The sequence below is a fragment of the Streptomyces sp. NPDC048275 genome (assembly GCF_040652275.1).
Taxonomy (GTDB): domain Bacteria; phylum Actinomycetota; class Actinomycetes; order Streptomycetales; family Streptomycetaceae; genus Streptomyces.
The window spans coordinates 25,322-50,250 of sequence record NZ_JBEZLR010000072.1 but is presented as its reverse complement, the minus strand read 5'-3'; the positions used below and the strand labels follow the sequence as shown (position 1 = coordinate 50,250).

The 24,929-nt window shown below is 70.3% G+C and carries 20 protein-coding genes and 1 tRNA gene; 12 read left to right on the top strand and 9 right to left on the bottom strand.

Annotation, left to right across the window (positions count from 1 at the left end; genetic code table 11):
• Positions 1-91 precede the first annotated feature (91 nt).
• A complete protein-coding gene (locus tag AB0D57_RS32985) occupies positions 92-757 on the bottom strand; it encodes a YdcF family protein (RefSeq protein WP_362081466.1) in 666 nt (221 codons plus the stop codon).
• Complete coding sequence (locus AB0D57_RS32980) at positions 754-1,548, bottom strand: GntR family transcriptional regulator (RefSeq protein WP_362081463.1); 795 nt, start codon at positions 1,546-1,548, stop codon at positions 754-756. Before AB0D57_RS32980 ends, AB0D57_RS32985 begins: the two co-directional genes overlap by 4 nt.
• Positions 1,549-2,019: 471 nt before the next feature.
• On the opposite strand from AB0D57_RS32980, the gene AB0D57_RS32975 reads away from it, so the two are divergent.
• The 12 genes from AB0D57_RS32975 to AB0D57_RS32920 all read left to right on the top strand — a co-directional run bounded on the left by AB0D57_RS32975 (position 2,020) and on the right by AB0D57_RS32920 (position 12,221).
• Positions 2,020-2,289 (top strand): DUF6284 family protein, encoded by a 270-nt coding sequence (locus AB0D57_RS32975; RefSeq protein ID WP_362081459.1) that lies wholly within the window; start codon positions 2,020-2,022, stop codon positions 2,287-2,289.
• On the top strand, positions 2,286-2,732 hold the full coding sequence (locus tag AB0D57_RS32970; RefSeq protein ID WP_362081456.1) for a Pycsar system effector family protein: 447 nt from the start codon (positions 2,286-2,288) through the stop codon (positions 2,730-2,732). The genes AB0D57_RS32975 and AB0D57_RS32970 overlap by 4 nt, the downstream gene beginning before the upstream one ends.
• A complete protein-coding gene (locus tag AB0D57_RS32965; RefSeq protein ID WP_362081453.1) occupies positions 2,729-3,649 on the top strand; it encodes a DUF2637 domain-containing protein in 921 nt (306 codons plus the stop codon). The genes AB0D57_RS32970 and AB0D57_RS32965 overlap by 4 nt, the downstream gene beginning before the upstream one ends.
• Positions 3,649-4,032 (top strand): RRQRL motif-containing zinc-binding protein, encoded by a 384-nt coding sequence (locus AB0D57_RS32960; RefSeq protein WP_362081449.1) that lies wholly within the window; start codon positions 3,649-3,651, stop codon positions 4,030-4,032. Before AB0D57_RS32965 ends, AB0D57_RS32960 begins: the two co-directional genes overlap by 1 nt.
• 1 nt (position 4,033) lies before the next feature.
• Positions 4,034-4,369: a hypothetical protein gene (locus AB0D57_RS32955; protein WP_362081446.1), complete on the top strand. Its 336-nt coding sequence runs from the start codon at positions 4,034-4,036 to the stop codon at positions 4,367-4,369.
• Positions 4,360-4,677: a hypothetical protein gene (locus AB0D57_RS32950; protein WP_362081443.1), complete on the top strand. Its 318-nt coding sequence runs from the start codon at positions 4,360-4,362 to the stop codon at positions 4,675-4,677. Before AB0D57_RS32955 ends, AB0D57_RS32950 begins: the two co-directional genes overlap by 10 nt.
• 72 nt (positions 4,678-4,749) lie before the next feature.
• Entirely contained in the window at positions 4,750-6,939 is a 2,190-nt protein-coding gene (locus tag AB0D57_RS32945) for an FtsK/SpoIIIE domain-containing protein (RefSeq protein ID WP_362081440.1), read from the top strand.
• A gap of 237 nt (positions 6,940-7,176) precedes the next feature.
• Positions 7,177-7,653: a hypothetical protein gene (locus AB0D57_RS32940; RefSeq protein WP_362081437.1), complete on the top strand. Its 477-nt coding sequence runs from the start codon at positions 7,177-7,179 to the stop codon at positions 7,651-7,653.
• An 88-nt stretch (positions 7,654-7,741) separates the two neighbouring features.
• Positions 7,742-8,605, top strand: a complete 864-nt coding sequence (locus tag AB0D57_RS32935) for a DNA primase (RefSeq protein ID WP_362081434.1) — start codon at positions 7,742-7,744, stop codon at positions 8,603-8,605.
• Between the two features lie 2 nt (positions 8,606-8,607).
• Positions 8,608-10,083 (top strand): ATP-binding protein, encoded by a 1,476-nt coding sequence (locus tag AB0D57_RS32930; RefSeq protein WP_362081472.1) that lies wholly within the window; start codon positions 8,608-8,610, stop codon positions 10,081-10,083.
• 471 nt (positions 10,084-10,554) lie between these two features.
• Positions 10,555-10,758 carry a helix-turn-helix domain-containing protein gene (locus tag AB0D57_RS32925; protein ID WP_362081431.1) on the top strand — a complete coding sequence of 68 codons (204 nt, stop codon included), beginning with the start codon at positions 10,555-10,557 and terminating at the stop codon, positions 10,756-10,758.
• Positions 10,759-10,823: 65 nt separating this feature from the next.
• Entirely contained in the window at positions 10,824-12,221 is a 1,398-nt protein-coding gene (locus AB0D57_RS32920; protein WP_362081428.1) for a tyrosine-type recombinase/integrase, read from the top strand.
• Positions 12,222-12,268: 47 nt separating this feature from the next.
• Here AB0D57_RS32920 and AB0D57_RS32915 read toward each other — a convergent pair.
• The 7 genes from AB0D57_RS32915 to AB0D57_RS32885 form a co-directional block, all read right to left on the bottom strand.
• Positions 12,269-12,342, bottom strand: a tRNA-Thr gene (locus AB0D57_RS32915).
• Between the two features lie 119 nt (positions 12,343-12,461).
• Positions 12,462-14,093, bottom strand: coding sequence for an alpha/beta hydrolase (locus AB0D57_RS32910; RefSeq protein ID WP_362081425.1), 1,632 nt, complete (start codon positions 14,091-14,093; stop codon positions 12,462-12,464).
• Positions 14,094-14,337: 244 nt separating this feature from the next.
• Complete coding sequence (locus tag AB0D57_RS32905; protein ID WP_362081422.1) at positions 14,338-15,543, bottom strand: DNA polymerase III subunit delta'; 1,206 nt, start codon at positions 15,541-15,543, stop codon at positions 14,338-14,340.
• Positions 15,544-15,699: 156 nt separating this feature from the next.
• Positions 15,700-18,987, bottom strand: a complete 3,288-nt coding sequence (gene tmk / locus AB0D57_RS32900) for a dTMP kinase (RefSeq protein ID WP_362081419.1) — start codon at positions 18,985-18,987, stop codon at positions 15,700-15,702.
• Between the two features lie 226 nt (positions 18,988-19,213).
• Positions 19,214-22,030 carry a type I DNA topoisomerase gene (gene topA / locus AB0D57_RS32895; protein WP_362081417.1) on the bottom strand — a complete coding sequence of 939 codons (2,817 nt, stop codon included), beginning with the start codon at positions 22,028-22,030 and terminating at the stop codon, positions 19,214-19,216.
• Positions 22,031-22,266: 236 nt separating this feature from the next.
• Positions 22,267-22,464 (bottom strand): hypothetical protein, encoded by a 198-nt coding sequence (locus AB0D57_RS32890; RefSeq protein ID WP_362081414.1) that lies wholly within the window; start codon positions 22,462-22,464, stop codon positions 22,267-22,269.
• Positions 22,465-22,572: 108 nt separating this feature from the next.
• Positions 22,573-24,804 carry a protein kinase gene (locus AB0D57_RS32885; RefSeq protein ID WP_362081411.1) on the bottom strand — a complete coding sequence of 744 codons (2,232 nt, stop codon included), beginning with the start codon at positions 24,802-24,804 and terminating at the stop codon, positions 22,573-22,575.
• Between the last annotated feature and the right edge of the window lie 125 nt (positions 24,805-24,929).

Below are 24,929 nucleotides of genomic sequence, written 5' to 3'. Positions count from 1 at the left end.
CCCGTGCCGGTCCCTGGATCTGGGGCAGAACCCCACCACCAACCCGTTCCCTACGACGCCGATATGTGTACCTCCTTTGAGGAATCCAGCACTAGGTACGTTGCGCCGCGTCCGGGATGAGTCGACTCGTGAATCCCTGGTCGCGTAGACGCTCGTACGCGGCCACGACGGTATCCGGCACGGCCTGCTCGATGGCCAGACCCCAGTTGGGAAAGACGAGCACTCGTTGCAGGGCTCCGACGATCATGTCGATCACCATGCGGACGTCCCCGATGGAGTCGGCGTACTCCTCCAAGCCCATCGGCGTGGACGCGGATACGACCTCAACCTCGGGCCAGAGCTTCCGCATCATGGCGTACGAGCGCCGTTCTTCATACGGCTTGCTCACGAGCAGGACAGACGAGACCGGGACGCCGGCCTCTGCCAGCACCGCTTTGCTGAACTCGATGTTCTCGCCGGTGTTCGTGGCGCGCGGTTCCAGGAGTACGGCGGACTCCGGCACCCCGAGTTGCAACGCCCGCTCTCGGTAGTGGACAGCCTCTCCGCGCGGCATGCGTGCTCGGGTCGTTGGGCTGGTAGCCCCTGTGAACACGATCACCGGCGCCATGCCCTGGTGATACAGCTCCGCAGTCACGTCAGCCACACCTAGGTCGTGACTGCCCAGACCGACAGCCACGGAGCAGGGCCGTGGGGTGTGATGCATGCGGTGGTAGTCCCACAGAAGTCGGGCATCCGCCCATGCCTGTGCAGGGATCACTTGCTCTCACCCTCTGTCTTCGCTGAGTCGGGCACTTTGAAGTCGTACGACCATGCGAACCGCGTCGCCGCATGCACGCCGATGGCGAACTCAACTACGGTCCCATCGGCCGTGTACGTGGTGCGGTGCAGTTCCACCACCCACTCACCCGGCGAGAGCTGGAGTAGCTGAGCCTCTTCCCCCGTGGGCACCCGCGCGAAGAGTTCCTCGGTCATGTGGTCGATCTCGTATCCGGCGTCGTACAGGACACGGAACCCGCCGCCTCGCCCGGCAGGGCCCGGGGTCGGGTCGACGATGCGGGTTCCTTCGACGTGTTCGGGCCGGTAGTAGCTGGTCAGGGTGTGAGTCGGCTGCGTGCCCTCTTTCACTACGCGCGCCCGCGCGTAGACGTCGGCCCCCTCGGGCAAACCGTGAGCTGCGGCCACGGCTGCCGGCGCTTTGACCCGGCTGACCGTCTGGGTCTGTTCGTTCCGGCGGTACGAGCGACCGGATGCCACGCGGTCGGCGATGAACGCGACTTCATCACCGTCGCGCCATTTCGCCTTGTCGTACCGCGCGATACCGAGCCGCTTGAGCGGCTGTTGCTGGCGCACCACGGTGCCGTGGCCCCGCGAAGAAGTCACCAGCCCCTGGGCTTCCAGTTCCTTGTACGCCTTGTGAACGGTGTCCTTTGACCCCTCGCCGGCCGCGACCAGGTCTCTGATCTGGGGCAACTGGGCGCCCGGCTTGATCTCGCCGCTCCTGATCTGCTCCGCGAACCTGTCCGCCAGTTCGCGCCACTTCGGTGCCACGCAGACCTCCTTTCGACGGGTCCCAGTGAAGCACAGTCCCAGGACTGCGGTGCATTCTCTTCTCAGGCCGCTCGCAGTCCTAGGACAGCGAACGGAAGAGCCCCAGCAGTTCGAAGCAGCCCAAAGAAAAACACTCTGTTGAGTTCTCAAAGAACAGATCCTCCCCAGCAAGCGCGGTAACCCCTGGTCAGAGGGGTTCTCGTCCTCACGAGACCCGCCGGGCGCTCTGCGGTAGACCCGCCCCACCTCCGCAAGCAAGCGGGCGGGCGCGCACGGGTTCTGTCCCGTGCGCGGTACAGCGCAACCCGACCTTTCCGCAGCTCATCCGCTGCGGCCGGTTGCCTCCGCTGCTCGTCTCGTACGAGCGGCGTTGAGGGGAGCCGGAAACCCGACTTCAACGGCGCGCGGCCCCGGGTGGCTAGACCCGGGGCCGCTGTTCGGACCGTTCCACGCTGAGAGGAACACGACCCAATGAACCACATCGTCACTGTTCAGGCGGCTGTTACCGCGTTCGCCGACTGGATCGAGCCCACGAACGCGGAACTGGATGCGATCGAGCGGGAGATGCCCGTCATCACGGCGGACATCGACCTGCTCGACGCGCAGATCATCACCCTGGACCGCACCCCCAGTGAGTTGGACTCCCAGCGCATCCGGCGGGCCCGGCGCCGCCTGCTCACCGCCTGCCGCGAGCACGCCAACCGCACCCCCGCCGGATCGCTGCCGGAGGTGGGCGCGTGAGCATCACCGGCCAGAATCTGATCGCTGCGCACGCTGAGGTGAAGGCGGAGATCGCGCGGACCGACAACAAGACCGCGCTGTTGCTGGCGTTCGTCGGCGCAGTACTCGCCGGCGCCTGGACCATCGGCAGTTCCCTCCCGCTCACCGCGCCCGCCGTGGTAGTCGGTGCTCTCGGTATGGGGCTGCTGGTCGGAGCGGCGGGGCTGCTGCTGCGCTCCACGCGTCCCAACCTGCGTGGCCGGCACGGCTTCCCGCTGTGGGCCACCCTCACCCCCGAGCAGATCACCGCCGCGGTGTCCGGTGACCTTGCTGCCGACATCGCGGTTCTGTCCCGCCTGGCGGTCGCCAAGTTCACCTGCCTGCGCCGCGCGGTCGACCTGACCCTCACCGGCGGCACCCTGCTCATCCTCGCGGTGCTGATCGCGGCGGGAGGTGCGCGGTGAGCCTCAACCGCAAGGGGCGCGCCGCCCTCGTCCTGGCGCTGGCCGGTGTGGTCGGCATGGCGTTCCGCGTGTCGTGGAACGCGCTCAGGGACATCGCCAACGCGATCGGCGCGGACCACACCGCCGCCACCCTCTACCCATTCGTGGTCGACGGCCTGATGGCCCTCGCCCTGGTCGCCACCCTCGTACTGGTCGGCGACGACCGGAAGTTCGCGCTGCGGGTGCTGGGCACCTACACCGCCGCCTCCCTGGTCCTCAACTACGTGCACGGCCTCGTTCCCGCGCTGCACGGCGCCACGGTCGACTGGGGACGGTTGGCCGACTGGGACCCCGCCAACTGGGCTCTGGTCCTGCTGGCCACGTCGCTTCCGGTCGGGTCGATCTACTTCGGTTCCGATCTCGTCGCGAAGGTGCTCCATCACCAGTCCGCCCCGATTCCGACTCCGGTCGCGAATGCGGAGGAATCGGCCGAGACCCCAATGAAACGGTCTATGGCTGACCTGCCGGAATCGACCCCGGAACCGATCATCCCGCCCATCGTGGTGAACCCGATCCGGCTGGCCGACCCGGTGCCGGTCGGGTTCCTGAAGTCGGCTCTCCCCCTGAAGCCCGTACCCGCGATCGGGTCGGCCCCGGTCACGCCGATCGAGTCGACTCCGAAGCGCACGGTGGCGGCCACGTCAACCCGCCCGCGCGGGGCGACCGGCCGGCTCCCGGACGCGGCACGCTCACCCCGGCCCAAGCGCACGCCGGCCGAACTGCTCGATGAGGCCCGTAACGCGATGGCCGGTCTGCCGGACGCAAAGGTGACCGCAGAGGGCATCCGCCGCGAGGTCCACACCTCGCCGGCCAACGCCCGCGTGCTGCGCGACACCCTGCTTGCCGAGCGCGCCGGTACGGCTGTTGGGACGCCGTGATGTCCGCCGCCTACGGCAAGTGCTTCGACCCGACCGGCGCCCGCTACGGCATCCCTACCTTCCCCTGGAAGTACGCCCCCAGTGACGAGGAGTTCGCCACGCGCCGCCAGTTGAGGGCGCGTGGCCTGCGTCCGGGGGGTCAGCCGATAGCGGCGCAGGTCATGCGCATCAACCGCCGCGCCGGCACGGTCCGGGTCGCCTACCTCTACCGCATCGACCGCGCCCTGCCGGTACGCCCGATGACCTCGCGGAAGTGGGGCGCGCTCGCTCTCGCGATGCTCGCCCGCCGCACCTGCCCGATCTGCCAGATCACCTACAGCTACTGCATGCCGCGTTCGCTCGGCTGCTGCGTGCTGTGCGCCTACCCGGAAGGAACTGCCTGACATGGGCAACAACGCAGAGATCCGCCGTGTGGACCGCGAGATCGTCACGGCCACCGCCAAGCTGGAAGCGGTCAAGCGCGGTGAGTGGTGGCCGCTGACCGGCTCGGAGAAGCGCAAGATGTTCGGCGCGCTCGCCGGCGGCTCCCGCAGTGTCGTGCGGGGCAACAGTCCCTCCCGCGCGGAGAGCAAGCTGGACCGGCTCTCGGAGCAGATCGAGAGTCGGCTTGAGACCGAGCTGAGCGCGCTGCGGACCGTGCGGGAGACCCTCGTTCGTGAGGACGCCAAGGCCAAGGCCAAGAACGTGGCGGCGGGCAAGAAGTCCTCGTCATGGTGGTGACCACGGACCGCCACCGCTGCCCGGCCGCGCACCCCGACGACCCGACCCCCTGTGTGGGGCCGCCCGTGGTGACCGTGCTGGACGCGGTCGACGCCGGCGCGGACGGGTGCGAGCACCACGGCGCCCGGCTGCTGGCCTCCCTGGACGGGGGCCGCGTCTACGCCTTGCCCGACGCCCCGCAGGGTGCCGCAATCCGGGTCTTCAAGGCCGCTGACGGCATCCGCCCGTTCTGCTGGTACGAGGACGCGCCGCGTACCGAGCCGTCCCAGCTCAGCCGTGCCGAGAACCGCGCCCGGCACCAGCACTGACCTCCCCGAACCTTCCGCCTTTTGCTGTGCCTCCGGACCGCTGGTCCGGGGGCAGTCAGGAGTACCTGCGTCATGTCCGAACCCGCCACCGAAACCCCTGAGAACACCGTGATGGGCACTGTCCACCGCCTCGACGACCACCGCACCGGCACCACGGCCCTGGTCGTCGACCTCGCCAAGCCCACCCCCGACACCGCCCCCGACGCTCCGGCCGTAGAACCGGCTCCGGTGGGGGAGGCGGTCGACCGGCCCGGCAACCCGCTCGCCGACTGGCTGACCGTCCCCGACGCGCCCGTGCTGCCCGCGTGGGCCCGCTCACGGGACTCCGTCATCGCCAACGTCCAGGCACTCGGACGCCTCACCTGGTGGCACACCCGCTACCACGGCTTCCGCACCCCGAAATACCTGGTCAAGACCATACTGTTGGCCGCGCGCGGGTTCTTCCGCGCGGTGGCCGGTCTGTGGCCGACGCTGTCCGCGCAGGACCACAGCGCCGCAGTGAAGGCACTGCGGGCGCAGGTCAAAGCCCGGCCCGAGGACGTCGACCTCGCCGCCCGCTTGCAGATGGCCCACTACGCCCGCACCCAAACCCGACGTTGGCGCTTCGGTGCCGCCGCCGCAGCGGTCGCCACCGCCGCGCTCGGCATCGCGCTCGCGCCCCCACTCTTCCAAGCCGGGATCGCCGCCGCCGTGGTCACGCCGCTCGCCTACCTGGGACGCGGCAAGGAAACCCACCTCCTGGACCAGGCAGCGCCGCCGCTGAAGGTGGACATGTCCGCGCAGCAGCTCAACGACGCTCTGCGCGCCGCCGGCCTCCTCAAAAGCGGCAGCGGCAAGGACGAAAAAGACCTTCCGAAGGTGTCGTGCACGATGGGCCCCGTCCGCGACGGCCGCGGCTGGGCCGTGATCTTCGACCTGCCGCGCGGCGGCGGCAAGACCGCCTCCGACGTGCTGGCCAAGCGGGAGGTCATCGCGCAGGAACTCGGGGTCGACGAGATCCAGGTCATCATGTCCCGGGTCCGCGCGGCCAAGGGCGGCAACGCCGGCCGCGTCTCCATGTGGGTGGCCGACGACGACCCCTACCTCGGACCGCTCAACCCCTCCCCGTTGGAGAAGGCGGAGAAGTTCTCCATCTGGGACGCGGTCCCCTTCGGGCAGGACGCCCGGGGCAACCGCATCGACGTGCCCGTCATGTGGCAGTCCATGTTCTTCGGTGGCCTGCCCCGCCGGGGCAAGACGTTCTCCCAGCGCCTGCTGACAGCGGCCGGTCTGCTGGACGCCTACGTGCGTCACTACGTCGCGGACGGGAAGGGCGGCGCCGACTGGATGCCCATGAAGGGTGTGGCGCACCGCCTCGTCATGGGGGCCGAAGACGATGCGATCGACGCCCTCAAGGCCATGCTGCGCGAGTTGTTGGCGGAGATGGAACGGCGGTTCGCGCTGCTGCGGGACCTGCCGACGTCGGTGTGCCCGGAGGGAAAGCTGACCCCGGACATCATGGTCAAGTACAACCTGCCGGTCATCTTCGTGACGATCGACGAGTTGCAGGAGTACTTCACCGCGATGGAGCGCGAGGACCGCGAGCAGGTCATCAATGACCTGTGCCGCGTCGCCCGGCGCGGTCCGGCCGCCGGGTTCATCTCCAACTTCGCCTCCCAGCGCCCCGACGCGGAATCGGTGCCGGCGAAGCTGCGGGAGATCATCACCATCCGCTACTCCACCCAGGTCGTCGACCGCACCAGCTCCGACATGGTGCTCGGCAAGGGCAAGGCCGCGCAGGGCGCCGACGCCTCGGTGCTGTCCGAGGACCACAAGGGTGTGGGTGTCCTGGTCACCGGCCCCGCCTCCTACGTCACCGTGCGGGCCGACTACCTCGACGGGACCGGGTTCGCCGCTCTGTGCCGCAAGGGCCGCACCCTGCGCGAAGCGGCCGGACAGCTCACCGGAGACGCTGCGGGTGACGTGACCGCCGCTGCCGACGCGGCGGGCCTGAGCGTGCCCGCGATCGTCTCGGATGCCCTGGAGGTCATGCGGCACTCGCCGCGCATGTTCACCACCGACCTGCTCGCCGGTCTCGTCAACCTCGACGAGGACGTCTACGGCGACTTCAACGCCGAACGACTCGCCTCCGAACTGGAGAGCGCGGGCGTCAAGCGCACCAGCAAGCAGGTCAAGATCAGCGGCGCGAACGGGGCTGGCTACCAGCGCCGCGACATCGAAGCGGCCGTGCCCGCCGAGGTACTGCTGAGCGTCGGCAGGTAAAGACCCCCCGCCCTACCCCAACCCCCTCCAGAGACCCCTTCACCCGGCGGCGCGCGCTCTTCCGTGACCGCCGCCGGGTAGAGGGGACTCCTTACCCCGGTAGAGGGCCAGGTAAAGGCCCCTGACCTGCAAGGTAAGGCCGGTAAAGGGGGCTACGCGGCCCCCTGATCAACCCCTCACAACCGCCCCGTGCAGGGGCGCCCCGCCTCCCCAAACCATGCCCGGAAGGGACCCCGCATGTACCCCGAGACCACCCCCGGCCAGACCCGTCCCGACGTCGGCATGACCGACGAGCAAGCCGCGAGCGAGGCTCGCAGGATCATCGCCGACGCCTACCAGCCCACCGCCTACCGCGACGACACCCCCGTGCCCGCCCGGGGCGACGCCCCGCCTGTCGCGCAGCCGGGGCGGCCCCCGATGAGTCAGGGCGCCACCGACGCGAGCGTGCTCATGCTCGCCGGCGCCACCGCCACCACCATGGTCGGCGGCACGGCGGCCGTGCTCATGTACGTCTCCCAGTTCGCCGACCCGCTCGTGTGCGGCCTCGTCTTCGGGGCGCCCACCGCCCTCGTGCTCGCGCTCGCCCGGCTCCTCAAGGGCGCCAAGCCCGCCCCCGACGTCCACCACCACTACGAGGGCCCCGTCTACCAGGACCTGCGCAACATCCACAGCCGGACCGCCGGCGTGTGGGCCAGGACCGACAACCAGCAGTGACGCCAAGAGCGGCCCCCCAATTCCGCCAAGAACCCGGGGCCGCTCTTGTCCAACCCGTCCTCAACAGACCTGTTGGAGGTCACCCAGCATGACCCAACCCACTGACATTCGGCGAGTAGCCCCGCTGCACACCGCGCTGACGCTCGCCGCGAACGGGGTCCCGCCCCTGCCACTGCGGGCGGGGAAGGTGCCGTTCGGCAACTGCCGCACCTGCGCGAAGAACGCGTGCGGTGGCCGGCCGAACATGAAGACCCCGGGCCCCTGCATGTGCCCCGGCGTCTGCCACGCGTGGGCCGCCGCCACCACCGACCCGCACGTCCTCAACTCCCCCCAGTGGGCGGCGGCATGGCGACAGGCGGCGGCAGTTGGCTACCACCCCGGCGGCGCCGGGCTGACCGTGATCGGCCTCGACAACGCGGCGGCGGTCGCGTGGGCCCGCGCGACGCTGCCCGCGACCCGGACCGTGCCGACGACCCGGGGTGAGCACTGGATCTATCAGGGCGTCATGCAGTCTGCGAACGCGGTACGGCCCGGCGTGGACATCAAGTCGCTTATGTCCTACACCCGTTGGCTGGGATCTGGCTCCGGCACCATGGCCGCTCTCCCGGACGCTGCGCGCGCCCTGGCAGTAAAGGAACCGTCCCCGGCCCGCAGGGCGCCACAGACCGTCTCGGCGCCCTTGGGAGGCCAGGACGGGGAGTGCCGCCATCGCGCGCCCGTCTTCCTGGATCGTGGGATCGCGATGGCGGAGCAGCAGATCACCGGCGCCCGTGAGGCGGTGCACGCGACCGTCTACCGGACGTTCCTGGCCGTGCTGTCCACGCACGGCCGGTGCGGCTGCCTCACCGACACGCACGTCGCCAAGCTGTTCACCGCCGCGCAGGCCAAGGGCGAATCACCCCGGCACTGCATGGACGCGTGGACCAACGCCCGCACCACGTTGGGACTGTGACCATGGCCGACGACGAGAAGAACCCCGCCCGCGAGATCATCACCGACTACGCGCAGGCCCACTTCCGGTACTTCCGTACGCCGGACGGGACCGTGTACGCGCAGAAGAACGGCCACCCCATCGCCCGCCCGATCCGCTCCCAGGGCACCACCGGCAGCCACCGCCAAGAACTAATGGTCGGCCTGTTCAAGGACGGGCGCGGCGTGTTCAACGGCACCGCCCTCAAAGAGGCGTTGGACCTGATCGAAGCGCTCGCGCTGTCCGAGGACGTACAGCCCGTGCACATCCGCGTCGCCCCCGGATTCGACGGGGCGACGTGGCTGGACTTGGGCCGCGACGACGGACAGTCCGTCCGTATTCACCCCACCGGCTGGGACATCCTCACCCCCGACCCGCAGGAAGTGTGCTGGCGGCGCACCCAGCTCACCGGTGAACTCCCCCTGCCCGCCAAGGACACGAACGGCAAGGGCATCGACCTGTTGATGCGGCTGTGCAACTTCGCCGGCGCGGAAACCGAGTGCCTGGCAATTGCGTGGCTGATCGGCTGCCTCGGTCCGTCCGTGCCCGTCCCCGCCCCTTTCCTCACCGGCCCCCAGGGCGCCGGGAAGTCCACCGGCGGACGCATGCTCGTACGGATCATCGAGGGCATGAGCGGTGACCTGCGCCGGGCCCCGAAGGACGAGGAGAACCTGATCGCGGCGGTCGCGGCCGGATGGGTTACCGCCCTGGACAACCTTTCGCACATGACGCCGGACCTGTCCGACGCGATGTGCTGCATCGTCACCGGAGCCGAGAGCGTCAAGCGCGCCCTGTTCACCGACGGGGACGTGTTCCGCGTCGGCTACCGCCGGCCACTGCTACTCACCGGTATCGACGTCGGCGTCATCCGGCCCGACCTCGCCGAACGCCTCCTCCCGCTCCGGCTGGAACGACCCCGCATCCGGCGTACCGAGGCCGAACTGTGGGCGGAGTACGCGGAAGTTCTGCCCATCGTGCTCGGGTCCCTGCTCGACCTCACGGTCAAGGTCCGCGCGGTGGAAGCGGAGACCCCCACCGACCTGCGGATGGCGGACTTCGCCCATCTGTGCGCGCAGCTCGACGCGGCAATCGGCCTCGGAGCGCTCTCCGCGTACCGGGCCAGGCTGGACGATCTGAACGACGACGTGATCGAGGGCGACCTGCTGGCACAGACCGTCCTCAGGCACGCCGACACCATCGAGCCGGGTATGGCGCAGCGCATGACGTCCACGGAGTGGCTGCATTGCCTCAGCCGCCTCTACAGCGGCGACGACTGCCGACCGCTGCCCAAGGGGTGGCCGACCACGGGCAAGGTGCTCTCCGACCGTCTCAAGCGTCTTCAACCGACCCTGGCCGCCCGGGGTGTCCTCATCGACTCGGGCCGTACCAGTGAGGGCCGCTACCTCGAAATGACCCGCCCCGCCCCGGCGCTCCCGCACGGGCAGCAGCGGATGCTCTGACCCGCGATCCACACGCTCACCCGAACAGCAAGAGGAGCACCACCCCGCCGGGGCGTGCTCCTCTTGCTGTTCGGCGCTCGCGCCGCCCTAAGGACGTGCCGCGCAGCGGCTCCTTCTTCACGCTCTGAGCGGCACCGCACTACACCAGACACCCCTCTCTTTTTCCTAAGAGGGAAGACGCTGCGTCATCTGCGTCATGCGAGCCGGAAAATGGCCCCTGACCTGCGGCTACCGCCATGACGCAGACGGCCGCGCCTGCGTCATCCTGCGTCATCTGCGTCATGGGCCGCGTCACGGATGACGCAGCCCATGACGCAGGCCTCGCCGCCTGCGTCACTCAAAACCGCAGGCCAGAAGCCTGAATGACGCTGATGACGCAATGACGCAGAAATCCGCACCTCGGACAGGCGCGAGCCGAGGCCCGAGCCCAACTCCCCGAAGGCGAAGACGAATTGCCCAGGAGGCACCCGGATGAGCACCGCGATCGCCGCCCCCGTCGACCGACTCCTGTACAAGCCCGAGGAAGCCGCCGAGGCACTCGCCCTTGGCCGGTCCACGGTCTACGAGCTGATGGCCGAGGGAGCCCTGAAGTACATCAAGTTGGGTCGCACGCGCCGGATTCGGCGCACTGATCTCGAAGCCTTCGTAGCCGCCCTCGCTCTGCTGCCCAACTGACCTGAGCACACCCTGAGGCGCCCCGAGCACTCCGCTCGGGGCGCCTCCCGCGTGGAGGAACACACATGAGCCCCCGGAAGTCGAATCTGGAATCGACCATCTACTTCGGTGACGATGGCTGGTGGCACGGTCGCGTGACCATGGGCGTGCTGGCCGATGGCAGCCCCGACCGCCGCCACCGCATGGCTCGCACCGAACCCGCAGTGCGCCGCAAGGTCCGCGAGCTGGAGAAGCTCCGGGACAAGGGACGCGCCCCGGTGGCTGGCCGCAAACCGACCGTAGAGCAGTGGATGACCACGTACCTGACCGATATCGCGCGCCTGAAGCTCAAGCCGCGTTCGCTCGATGACTACTGGTCCAAGACCCGCAACGACATCGTTCCTGGCGTCGGGAAGCACCGCATCGACAAGCTCGCCCCCGAGCACCTTGAGCAGATGTACCGGGCTATGCTCGACGCCGGTCACGCCCCGTCCCACATCGTCAAGGTGCATCGCATCCTGTCGCGGGCCCTGAAGATTGCCCACCGCCGCCGGATGATCGGCGAGAACGTCGCCACCCTGGTCGACCCGCCCTCGATCGACGAGACCGAGGCGAATCCGTTCACCCAGGAAGAGGCCAAGGCGTTCCTGGAAGCGGCGGCCAAGCGGCCCACGTTCATGCGGTGGATCGTCGGCGTGGGCATGGGGTTCCGGCAGGGTGAGACCTTGGGGCTGCGGTGGCCGTACGTCGACCTACAGGCCGAACTGTTCCACCCCAAGTGGCAGCTACAGCGCCTCACCTGGCGGCACGGCTGCGGCGACGCTCACGCCTGCGGGGCGCGTCTGCACCGCTTCGAGCTCTGCCCGCCGAACTGCGCCACGCACAAGAACTACAAGCGCGGCTGCCCGAAGCCGTGCACCGCGACGTGCGTCAAGCACGCGAGCATCTGCCCCGACCGGAAGGGCGGAGGACTCGCCTTCACCCGCCCCAAGACCAAGAAGAGCACGAACCCCGTACCGATCCCGCCCGCCTTCGTCCCCTACCTGATCGCGCACAAGGCGCAGCAGGACGAACTACGGGAGGCGGCCGGCGAACTCTGGCAGGAGCACCATGCCGTGTTCACCCGACCTGATGGCCGCCCAATCGACCCCCGCGCCGACTGGGAGGAATTCAAGGAACTGCTCGACGAGGCGGGCATCACAGACCGTCGCCTGTACGACGGGAGCCGCCACACCGCCGGCACGATCCTGAACGAACTCGGGGTCGACATGCCCACGATCATGGAGATCCTCCGGCACACCCAGATCAGCCAGACTCGCCGCTACGTCAAGGGCCGCTCGCATCTCTCGAAGGACGCCATGCGCCGCATGGGAGACACGTTCCTGCCCGCCCCGGAACCTGCCCCTGCGCCCGCAACTGAGACTAGAACTGAGACTGGAGACCGCCGCGCGGCCCGCTCCCGCGCCCGCCGCCGCGTCCGGTAAAAGCAAAAGCCCCAGGTCACGGCGAGTGAGTCCCAGGGCTTCTACAGAGCCGCCTTCGGGATTCGAACCCGAGACCTACGCATTACGAGTGCGTTGCTCTGGCCATCTGAGCTAAGGCGGCGCGCTGTCCGCACCATGGTGCGATCAGCAACGTCGGTAAGTCTACACAGTTTCCAGGGGTGCTCCGTACACACCCCCGGAGGGCCCGCAGAGGGCCCGTTCCGGGGTGGGCGGGAGGGGCTATGAGCAGCGCTTTCCCTTCGGTGGAGGGGGGCCCTGGAGGAGGTAGCGGTTGATCGCGGAGTCGATGCAGGTGCTGCCACGGCCGTAGGCGGTGTGGCCGTCGCCGACGTAGGTGAGGAGGGTGGCGGAGGAGAGCTGGGAGGCGAGGGACCGGGCCCAGGAGTACGGGGTGGCCGGGTCTCGGGTGGTGCCGACCACGAGGATCGGAGCCGCACCCTTCGCGTCGATACGGTGAGGTTCACCGGTGGGCCTCACCGGCCAGTACGCACAGTTCAGGGAGGCCCAGGCCAGGCCGGCGCCGAAGACGGGGGACGCCTTCTCAAAGGCGGCGAGGCCCTTGTCCACCTGCCCCGGAGTGGAGAACGCGGCCGGGAGGTCGAGGCAGTTCACGGCCGCGTTGGCGAACATCAGGTTCGCGTACTTGCCATCAGGATCACGCTCGTAGTAGCTGTCGGAGAGGGCGAGCAGGGCGGCGCCGTCCTTGTCCTTCATCATCGCCGACGCGAGGGCCTCACGCAGTTGGGGCCAGGCCCCCTCGTCGTACATCGCCGCGATCACGCCCATCGTCGCCAGTGACTCGCCGAGCTCGCGGCCGTCCGCGTCGCCGGCCGGGATCGGCGCCGCGTCGAGCCGCTTGAAGAAGGCGCTGAGGTTTTTGCCCACCTGGTCGGGGCTCGTTCCCGGACCGCCCAGCGGGCAGTCGCTCTGGCGTACGCAGTCCTTCGCGAAGGACTGGAAGGCCGTCTCGAAGCCGGCTGTCTGATCCTCGTTGAGTTTGCGGGCGGGCAGGGACGGGTCCAACGCGCCGTCCAGGACCATGCGGCCCACCCGCTCCGGGAACAGCCCGGCGTATGTCGCCCCGAGGAACGTCCCGTACGACGCCCCGACGTAGTTCAGCTTCTGGTCGCCCAGAACCGCGCGCAGGATGTCCATGTCACGGGCCGCCTCGACCGTGGAGACGTGCCGGAGCAGATCGGGCGAGCGTCGCCCGCAGCCCTCGGCGAACTTCTTGTAGGCGTCGACCAGTTCACCCGTCTCCCTCGTGTTGTCGGGGGTGATGTCCGTCTGCGTGTACGCGTCCATCTCGCGGCCGGTGAGACATTGGACCGGCTCGCTGCGGGCCACCCCGCGAGGATCGACCGCGACCATGTCGTAGCGGGCGCGCACCTGGGCCGGGTAACCGATCCCCGCGTACGACTGCAGGTAGTCGATCGCCGATCCGCCGGGGCCGCCCGGGTTGACCATCAGTGATCCGAGGCGTTTGCCAGGACCCGTGGCCTTCTTTCGGGCTACGGCCAGTCTGATGTTGCCCGAGGACGGCTTGGCGTAGTCGAGCGGCGCCTTCACCGTGGCGCACTCGAAGCCGGGGACACCGCAGCTGCGCCAGGTCAGCTTCTGCCCGTAGTACGACGACAGCGCCGACGGCGTGGAACTGGGAAGCGCGGCGAGCACCGCGTCCGCCGACGCCGATGCCCTCGCTGTTGTGGTCGAACTCCCCGAGGAGCAGGCGGAGACGAGCAGCGCGGTGGCGGCCAGCAGCACACCGCCCATACGGATCGACCGCACGGCGGGAAGGGACGGAATCGGCCGGCGGGACCCGGTCGGCCGAGGAGTGCGCCTGAAGTACATCTCGCGAGCGTAACCCTCCGCGACGCATTGATCACCATCAGTCGTGGGTGTGATTCGTACGAGTGATGCCGACAACCCGTGGCGCGGTCCTCACGCACCCCACCCGCGCTGCCGGTCCACCGGTCACGTCGGTCGCGTCAGCCATGCCCGGCGCGTCGGTCATGCCCGGCGCGTCAGGCATCCAGTCGCACCCGTCACGAGTCGTACCCGTCACGCCGCCCGCTCCCGGACACGGCGGGCGCGCTCAACCCGCCCGCAGCGCCATCGTCATCGCCTCTACCGCGAGCAGCGGGGAGACATTGCGGTCGAGGGCCTCACGGCACGCGGCGATCGCGTCGATACGGCGCAGGGTCGCTTCCGGAGAACTGCCGCGGGCCAGGCGCTCCAGCACGTCCTCGGCCTCCGTGTTGGCGAGGGCCACACGGGAACCGAGCTGGAGAGCGAGGACGTCGCGGTAGAAGCCGGTGAGGTCGATGAGGGCCAGGTCCAGGCTGTCGCGCTGCGTACGCGTTCTTCGGCGCTTCTGCCGGTCCTCCAGCTCCTTCATGACACCCGCGGTGCCGCGCGGCATACGGCCGCCCTGCGACGCGCCCATGGCCGCCTTCAGATCCTCGGTCTCCTTCACATCGACCTCCTCGGCGAGTTGCTTCGCGTCTTCGGAGGCCGTGTCGATCAGCTCCTGGGCCGCCCTGAGGCAGGCTCCGACGTCGTCGACCCGGAGCGGCAGCTTGAGTACGGCCGCCCGGCGCTCGCGGGCGCGCGGATCCGTGGCGAGGCGGCGGGCCCGCCCGATGTGTCCCTGCGTCGCGCGCGCTGCGGCGGCCGCGACGTCGGGCTCGATGCCGTCACGGCGTACGAGGATGTCGGCGACCGCGTCCACCGGCGGAGTGCGCAGGGTGAGCAGGCGGCAGCGGGAGCGGATGGTGGGCAGGACGTCCTCGATGGACGGGGCGCACAGGAGCCAGACCGTGCGGGGGGCCGGTTCCTCGACGGCCTTCAGAAGTACGTTGCCCGCGCCTTCCGTGAGGCGGTCCGCGTCCTCCAGGACGATGACCTGCCAGCGGCCGGTCGCCGGCGACATCTGGGCGCGGCGGACCAGCTCGCGGGTCTCCTTCACACCGATGGAGAGGAGGTCGGTGCGGACGATCTCCACATCGGCGTGCGTCCCGATCAGGCTGGTGTGACAGCCGTCGCAGAAACCGCAGCCGGGGACTCCGCCCAGCGCGCGGTCGGGACTCACGCACTGGAGCGCCGCCGCGAAGGCCCGCGCCGCGGTGGAACGCCCCGAACCGGGCGGGCCGGTGAACAGCCAGGCGTGCGTCATCTTGGACGCCTCGGGGAGCGGGGTGGCCGAGGCGACCGCCGTGACGAGGGCGTCGGCGTCACGCGCGGCGGCGGCGAGCTGCTCGCTCACCTTGTCCTGGCCCACCAGGTCGTCCCATACGGGCATGGGGGCACCGCCCTTTCGTCGCACTTTGCCTTGCCGCGTCCATTGTGCGGGTCGCCACTGACAACGAGGCCCAGGACCGGAAGGAGTGAGGGACGGCGACCGCCTCGAACGCAACAGCGGTGACCGCCCGAACCTCACCCGCAGCGACCGCCGGTCTCAGCGGCGGCGCCGACCGTCCCGCCCCTCGTCCGGGTCGTCGTCCTCACGCGGGCCCAGCAGCTCGTCCGCCAGGGTCGGGAGATGGTCCAGTGGGGTCTCCTCCGCCCAGTCGGAGCGGGGACGACGGCGCGGGGCTCCGTCGGCGTCGACCTGGGGCAGCTCGCGCGTACGGTCGCTGGTGCCGTCGGGCCCCGGTGCCGGCCGCTCGTCCCGGAAGAACCCCGCGGGCACCCGGTCCGCGGGATCACCCGCTGGAGCACCCGTGGGGGAGCCCGCGGAGGCGCCGGCGCCTCCTTCCCGTACGGGAGGAAGCACCGCCGTCTCATCGGCCGCGCCCGGCGCTACCGGTGGCAGCACGGCCGTCTCGTCCGCGGCCCTCGGGACCACCGGCGGCAGTACCGCCGTCTGATCGGCCGCCCCCTCGGGCGCGGGCGGCTTCGGCAGCGTGGCCGTCTTCTCCAAGTCGATCCGGGAACCCGACGAGTCGGACCCGGAACCAGCATCGGACACGGATCCAGAATCGGACCGGGAACCACCGCGGCCGTCGCCCGACCTCACCGGCCGCAACACCGTCGTCTCGTCCACCGCCCCGCCCGCCGCGGCCGGCGGCGCCACAACCGGCGTAGGCACCGTCGTCTCGTTGTCGGGGACGGCACCCGCAGCCGAAGCCGACGCGGAAGTCGAAGCCGCAGTCGCGGCGGCTGCCGCAGTCTCCGCAGCCGCCCGCCGCGCCTCCTCCGCCCGCAGCAAGGCCTCCTCGGCCTTCCGCTGCTTCTCCAGGCGGCGCTCCTCCGCCTCGGCCCGCAGCCGCGCTTCCTCCGCGGCCTGCTTGCGCAGCCGCTCCTGTTCGGCGGCCCGAGCCTGCTCCTCGGCCAGCAGACGGGCCCGCTCCTCCTCGGCGCGGCGGCGGGCCTCCTCGGCGCGCTGCCGGGCCTCCTCCGCCTGACGCTCGGCCTCGCGTCGCTGGGCCTCCTCCAGCTCGCGCTGCTTGCGCTCCTCCTCCTCCGCGCGCAACCGGGCGAGCTGTTCCTGGCGCTCACGCTCCAGGCGCTCCTCCTCGGCCTTGCGGGCGGCCTCTTCCTCGGCCTTGCGCCGGGCTTCCTCCTCGGCCGCCTTGCGAGCCTCTTCCTGGGCCTTCACCTCGGCCGCAGAGAGGGGCAGCATCACGTCGAGCCGGTGCCGGACGACGGTGGTGACCGCCTCGGGCTCCTGCGCGGCGTCGACGACCAGGTACCGGCCCGGGTCGGCGGCCGCCAGTGTCAGAAACCCGGACCGCACGCGCGTGTGGAACTCGACGGGCTCCGACTCCAGCCGGTCCGGCGCCTCCGTGAACCGCTCGCGCGCCGCCTCCGGGGACACGTCGAGCAGCACCGTCAGATGGGGCACCAGCCCGTCCGTCGCCCACCGGTTGATGCGGGCGATCTCCGTCGGGGACAGATCACGGCCCGCGCCCTGGTAGGCCACCGAGGAGTCGATGTACCGGTCCGAGATGACGACGGCGCCCCGCTCCAGAGCGGGCCGTACCACGGTGTCGACGTGCTCCGCGCGGTCGGCGGCGTACAGCAGTGCCTCCGCGCGGTGCGAAAGGCCCGCCGACGACACGTCCAGCAGGATCGACCGCAGCCGCTTGCCGACCGGCGTGGCGCCCGGCTCCCGGGTCACCACGACCTCGTGGCCCTTGGCGCGGATCCACTCCGCGAGCGCCTCCGCCTGGGTCGACTTACCCGCGCCGTCGCCGCCCTCCAGGGCGATGAAGAAACCGTTCGCGGTGGGTGCCTGCACCGGGTCGTCGCCGCCGCGCAGCGCGTCCATGAGGTCGTGCCGCAGCGGCACCCCGGAGCGGTCGTCGACCTTGGCGAGCACCAGGGCCGCGACGGGCAGCAGCAGCGCGCCGACCAGCATCAGCGTGAAGGCGGCGCCGCCGTGCGCGAAGACGAACTTGCCGTTCTCCAGCCGGTGCGGGCCGATCGCCGCGGCCACCAGGGGCGCCACCAGGGCGCCGAGTGCCACGCAGACCCGTACGACCGCGTGCAGATGTTCGGTCGTACGCGCCCGCCGGTACTCCTCGGTCTCCTGGTCGAGCAACGCGTGCCCGGTGTTTGCGGCGACGCCCGCGCAAACGCCCGCGAAGGCGAGGATCAGCAGCACGCTGGTGACGTCCGGGACCAGCCCGGCGGCCAGCAGCGCGATCCCGGTGAAGGCGATCGCCAGCGAGAGCAGCCTGCGCCGCGACAGCGACGGGAGCACCGAAGAGGCCGTACGGATGCCGACGACGACACCCCCGGTCAGCGCCAGCACCAGCAGCCCGTACGTCACCGGTCCGCCGCCCAGGTCCTTGGCCTGCAGCACGGAGACGGCGACCACGGCCGCGACCACCGCCGCTACAGCCGCGCAGGCGAACACCAGGAGCGGGATCGCGCCGGTACGGCCCTTGTCGACGCTCGTGCCCGTCTTGGGGCGGCGCAGGCCCTCCAGGGGGGAGCGCGCGCGGGGGGTGCGCGTGTCGGGCAGTTCGAGGAACGTGAGGACCGAGAGCGACGCGGCGAACAATCCGGCGGCGACGTACGACGCCAGCGCCCCCTGGTGCTGGTCGAACCAGACGATCCCGGCACCCAGCAGATTGTTGACGAGCGACACCGCTACGAGCGTCGCGGCCGCGATCGGCACCGCCACGAATCCCGTACGCAGTGACAGGCGCCGCAGTGCGTCCAGGTGGTCCGGCAGCGGGCGGACCGTGGCGCCCTCAAGCGGCGGCGCGGGCAGCAGCGCGGGCGCCGCACCCTCCCGGCACACCGTCCAGAAGCGCTCGGCGACGCCGGTCACGAAAGCGATGACGAGGAGGACGGCGAGGGCGTTGTCCGGGGTCCAGTCGATCCACAGGGGCGCGAGGATCAGGAGCACGGCGCGCAGACCGTCGGCGCCGACCATGGTCCAGCGCCGGTCGAGCGGCCCCTCTTGGGACGTCAGCGAGGTGAGCGGTCCGAGGAGTACGGCTCCGAAGAGCAGCGTGGCCAGCACGCGTGCCCCGAAGACGGCCGTCACGGCCAGCGCGACCCCGCGGTAGCCACCGCCGAAGGAGCCCTCGGCGACCGCCGCCTGGAAGGCGAGGACGACCAGGACGAGGAGGGTCAGGGCGTCGGCGACACCTCCCACGAGGTGGGCACTCCAGAGCCGCTTCAGCTGCGGTTGGCGCAGCAGCGCGCGGACGGCGCGCTCGCGGGAATCCGCGACCAGGGCGTCGTCGGGGGCCGGGGTGTGGGCCGTTGGCTGCTCGGCTCGCGTCATCCTGCAAGCCTATCCGGCCGTACTGACTCCCCGGAGGGGTGCCCGAACATGTGGACGCCCCCACACCAGAAGATGCGGGGGCGCACACAAGCCGGTCACAGCGGGCGCGGCTTCAGCCACTGCCCCCAGCCACCGGTATCAGCCTGCGGAAGCCGCTCTCAAGCCCCCGGAAGCCACCGGTATCAGCCTGCGGAAGCCGCTCTCAAGCCTCCGAGAGCCGCCGTCCTCAGCCCTCCGAAGCCGCCGGCTTCTTCGCGGCGGCCTTCTTGGCGGGCGCCTTCTTGGCAGCCGTCTTCGAAGTCGTCGTCTTCTTTGCGGCCGTCTTCTTGGCAGGGGCCTTCTTTGTCGCCGTCGTCTTCTTGGCGGGGGCCTTCTTCGCGGTCTTCTTGACCGGGCCCTTGGCGCGCTTCTCGGCGAGCAACTCGAAGCCGCGCTCCGGGCTGATCTCCTCGACGCTGTCACCGGACCGCAGGGTCGCGTTGGTCTCGCCGTCGGTCACGTACGGTCCGAAACGACCGTCCTTGACGACGACCGGCTTTCCGCTGACCGGGTCCGCGCCCAGCTCCTTCAGCGGCGGCTTGGCGGCCGCACGGCCACGCTGCTTGGGCTGGGAGTAGATCTCCAGCGCCTCTTCCAGCGTGATGGTGAAGAGCTGGTCCTCGGACTGCAGGGAGCGCGAGTCCGTGCCCTTCTTCAGGTACGGGCCGTAGCGCCCGTTCTGCGCGGTGATCTCCACACCCTCGGCGTCCTTGCCCACGACGCGCGGCAGGGACATCAGCTTGAGGGCGTCGTCGAGGGTCACCGTGTCGAGCGACATCGACTTGAAGAGCGAGGCGGTGCGCGGCTTGACGGCGTTCTTGCCCGTCTTCGGGGTGCCCTCGGGGAGCACCTCGGTGACGTACGGGCCGTAGCGGCCGTCCCTGGCGATGATCTGGTGGCCGGAGACCGGGTCGGTACCGAGCTCGAAGTCACCGCTCGGCTTGGCGAGCAGTTCCTCCGCGAGTTCGACCGTCAGTTCGTCCGGGGCCAGATCCTCGGGCACATCCGCGCGCTGGTGGTTCTCGGAGTCCTTCTCGCCGCGCTCGATGTACGGGCCGTAGCGCCCGACGCGCAGCACGATGTCGTTGCCGACGGGGAAGGACGACACCTCGCGGGCGTCGATGGCGCCGAGGTCGGTGACGAGCTCCTTGAGGCCGCCGAGGTGGTCCCCGTCGCCGTTCCCGGCCTCGGCCGCGCCCCTCGCTTCGCCCTCGCCGAAGTAGAACCGCTTCAGCCACGGCACGGCCTGCGCCTCACCCCGTGCGATGCGGTCGAGGTCGTCCTCCATCTTGGCCGTGAAGTCGTAGTCGACGAGCCGCCCGAAGTGCTTCTCCAGGAGGTTGACCACCGCGAAGCTCAAGAAGGAAGGCACAAGCGCCGTGCCCTTCTTGAACACGTAACCGCGGTCGAGGATCGTGCCGATGATCGACGCGTACGTGGACGGGCGGCCGATCTCGCGCTCTTCGAGCTCCTTGACCAGGCTGGCCTCGGTGTAGCGGGCCGGGGGCTTGGTGGCGTGGCCGTCGACCGTGATCTCGTCGGCGGACAGCGGGTCGCCCTCGCTGACCTGCGGGAGGCGGCGCTCGCGGTCGTCCAGCTCGGCGTTCGGGTCGTCCGCGCCCTCGACGTACGCCTTGAGGAAACCGTGGAAGGTGATCGTCTTGCCGGACGCGGTGAACTCGGCGTCGCGGCCGTCGGCGGCCGTGCCGGCGATCTTCACGGTGACGGAGTTTCCGACCGCGTCCTTCATCTGGGAGGCGACGGTCCGCTTCCAGATCAGTTCGTACAGCCTGAACTGATCGCCGGTCAGACCCGTCTCGGCCGGGGTACGGAAACGATCTCCCGAGGGGCGGATCGCCTCGTGCGCCTCCTGCGCGTTCTTGACCTTTCCGGCGTACGTACGCGGCTGCGCCGGCAGGTAGTCGGCGCCGTACAGCTGCGTGACCTGGGCGCGGGCGGCGGCGACCGCCGTGTCCGACAGGGTCGTGGAGTCCGTACGCATGTACGTGATGAAGCCGTTCTCGTACAGCTTCTGGGCGACCTGCATGGTCGCCTTCGCACCGAAGCCGAGCTTGCGCGAGGCCTCCTGCTGCAGCGTCGTCGTGCGGAACGGCGCGTACGGCGAGCGCCGGTAAGGCTTGGACTCGACCGAGCGGACCGAGAAGTTCGTGTTCTCCAGGGCGGCGGCCAGTGCGCGGGCGTTCGCCTCGTCCAGGTGCAGCGTGTTCGCGCTCTTGAGCTGACCCAGGGAGTCGAAGTCGCGGCCCTGGGCGACACGCTTGCCGTCCACCGTCGCCAGGCGGGCGACGAGGGAGGACGGGTCGCTCCGGTCGCCGGCGCGACCGGTGCCGAAGGTGCCCGTCAGGTCCCAGTACTCGGCGGAGCGGAAGGCGATGCGCTCGCGCTCCCGCTCGACGACGAGGCGGGTCGCCACGGACTGGACACGGCCCGCCGACAGGCGCGGCATGACCTTCTTCCACAGGACCGGCGAGACCTCGTAACCGTAGAGACGGTCGAGGATGCGGCGGGTCTCCTGTGCGTCGACCATGCGCTGGTTGAGCTCGCGCGGGTTGGCGACGGCCTCCCGGATCGCGTCCTTGGTGATCTCGTGGAAGACCATCCGCTTGACCGGGACCTTGGGCTTCAGGACCTCGAGGAGGTGCCACGCGATGGCCTCGCCCTCGCGGTCCTCATCGGTGGCGAGGAAGAGTTCGTCGGAGTCCTTCAGCAGGTCCTTGAGCTTCTTGACCTGGGCCTTCTTATCGGCGTTGACCACATAGATGGGCTGGAAGTCGTGTTCGACGTCCACCCCGAGGCGGCGCACCTCGCCGGTGTACTTCTCCGGCACCTCCGCGGCGCCGTTGGGGAGGTCGCGGATGTGCCCGACGCTCGCTTCGACGACATAACCGGGGCCGAGATAGCCCTTGATCGTCTTCGCCTTGGCAGGCGACTCGACGATGACGAGTCGGCGGCCGCCGTGTGCGGTGTCGCTGGTCGGGGACAACTTCGCTCTTCTCTCCGGTCGACGCAGGGGGTCTCCCCAGGCCTTGGTCCCGGGGGTCGGGTCATGCTGACGCTGCGGAGTGTGACGGTACATCCCGCCCCCGTGTCAAACGGGAAAAGCCCGCAACGGCCACTCGAACGGTAACCCGACTACCGCCATTCCTGCCGCCCGGAGTGCCCACCAGCCCTTTCGACCCTATCCGGAGCGTGATCTCTCAGTTACTCGGATCACCGCTCTCACGCGCGCATGAAACACCACATCCCGAGTGCCAGCGCACCCGCTCCGGCGCCACTCGCGAGCGTCGCCGATGCGACGCGGTTCACACCCTCGGCAATGGGCTCACTCTGACGCAGCCGCAGCGCGGTCCATGTCAGCAACCCGCCTCCGAACAGGGCGAACACCGTTCCCACGAAGATCGCAGGTCCGCTTTCCATTGGTATGTCCTTCCGCGTCGAGCCCCCGGGGTCGGGAGGTTTCCACGCGCCGGAAGCGGACAGGGGAACCTGCGGTGAACGCCGGGCAGACGGCACCCCATGGGCCGCTCAGACCGTGCCGGGCGCGGGTATCTTCCCGGTCGTCTTCTTGTTGTCGGAGTGGCCCACCGTGCACACGAGTGTGGTGAATCCGTCGTTCCAGTCCTCCTCGTCGCCCAGCCAGCCGTAGGTCTTGAGGTCCGAACCGGGCGCCCAAGTCGACTCGAACTTGTTGCTGCAGAGTTTTCCTCCGTTGTCGATCCCCTTCTCGTAGCCCATGGTCCTGGGCGCGGCGGCGAACCCGACGACCTGGTCGGTGTGCGGCTCGGCGCAGTCGGTCAGCAGGGACTGGAACCCGTCGTCCCCCTTGTCGACGTAGGTCCAGCAGTCACCCACGGCCATCTGAGCGGCGTACAGGTCCATGCCCGCGTCCCGGAAACGTGCCACCGCACCCCCGATGGCGACATGCCGCCCGAGTACGAGACATGCCGTACCGCCTTCGGCCGCCGTGAAGCCCTCCTTCGTCGGCACGAGGGCGTACGCGCCCGCGTCGGGGAGGGCGGTGGCCAACGACTCGGCCTGCCGCGCGCACCGCTGCCCGCCCTGGGCGCGGGCGTCGGCGTAGTCCGTCGCCGTGTCGACGGCCACGACCTGGCCGTCCGGCCAGTCGTCGACGCAGTCCACCACGCCGAGGTTCGGCGCCGACTTGAACGGCGTCCCCGACCAGACGGCCTTCACGCATTCACCCGCCTGCAACGGCTCGGTGAGTCCGACCGGTTCGCCGTACGGAAACACCGGGCCCGTCGGCTCCGGCGACGGCGTGCTCGCCGCGGGGGACTTCTTCGCCGCCGTGTCCTTCTTGTCGCCGTCGCCGCCGGCCAGCGAGACGGCGGCCCAGGTGCCACCGGCGACCACCAGGAGGACCCCCACCACAAGGGCGACGACGGCGGCCAGGGGCCTTTTGCGGCGCAAAGGCGGGAGGCGCGGGCCGACCACGGGCGGCACCGGGGCGCCGGTCCCCGCGTGCGGCGAGGGCCGGTCCCCCGTCGACCACGGCGGAGCGCTCTGCGACGCGGAGGGGCCGCCACCGTACGGCGGGGGCGCACCGGTCCCGGCGTAGGGATTCCACGAGTCGTAGGCACCGCTGGGAGTGGACGGACGCCAGGGGCCGTACGGCGACGGACTACTGGAGGCCGGTCCGGGCGAGCCGGCGGGCGCGACCGGGCCACCCACCCCCGGTGAGACCGGACCGCCCGGTGGAGTGTGCGGCGCCTGCGGGGTGTTGGGAGTCGGGGGCACACCCGGAATCTGCGGCGTGCCCGGAATCTGCGGGGTGCCCGGCGTCTGCGGCGCGCCCGGGGGCGAGCTCGCGACGTACCCGGCCGGCGCCCCCGCGACATACCCCGGCGGCGGCCCGAACACTCCGCCCGCCGCACCCTGCACCACTCGCTCCAGCCCTCGTGCGACCGCCTCCGGCGCAAACCGCCGCACGGGGTCCTTGACCAGCAAGCCGTGCAGCACAGGGGCGAGTTCACCGGCGCGGACGGGCGGGGCAGGCTCCTCGCCGAGCAGGGCCGTCAGGGTCGCGTACTCGCCCTGGCGGTCGAAGGGACCGCGGCCTTCAACAGCGGCGTACAGCGTGGCGCCGAGGGAGAAGAGGTCGGCGGCCGGGGTGGGCGGCTCACCGCGGGCACGCTCGGGCGCGAGATAGCCCGGCGTGCCGAGGATGCCGTCGGTGGCGGTGAGCCGGGGTTCGCGGGACTCCGGCTGGAGCGCGATCCCGTAGTCGGTGAGCAGCACGCGCGCGTAGGGGTCGCCCGAAGCGTCCGGCGCCAGAAGGATGTTGGCCGGTTTCACATCCCTGTGGAGGATTCCGATCCGGTGACCGGCGCAGAGCGCGTCCAGGACCGCGAGCCCGATCCGGGCGACCTGGACGGGGGACAGCGGCCCCGACTGCCGTACGACCGCCTGCAGATCGACCGCATCCGGCACGTACTCCATGACGATCCACGGCAGTCCCTCGTGCACCACCACGTCGTGCACGGTGGCCACATGCGGATGGCCGCGCAACCGCGCCGCGTGCCGAGCCTCGCTGCGGGCTCGCGCGACACGCTGCGTCGGCTCGTTCACGTCCATCGGCATGTCCGGCAGCGCGACCTCCTTCATGGAGACCTCGCAGGCCAGCTCCGCGTCGTAGGCGAGCCACACCCTTCCCATGCCGCCCGCGCCGAGCGTCCGCAGCAGCCGATACCGGCCGCTGATGATCCTGCCCTCGCCCTGATCCGGCGTCTCCCGCGCCATGGCGCCTCCCCCGAGACAGCGCGCCTCCCCCGAGGACGCATGGAGCTTGTCTCTTGAAGGTAGCTTCGCACGCACCACTGACAGGAGCCCTTTTACCGGCGAATCATCACCACTCCCGCCAGAAG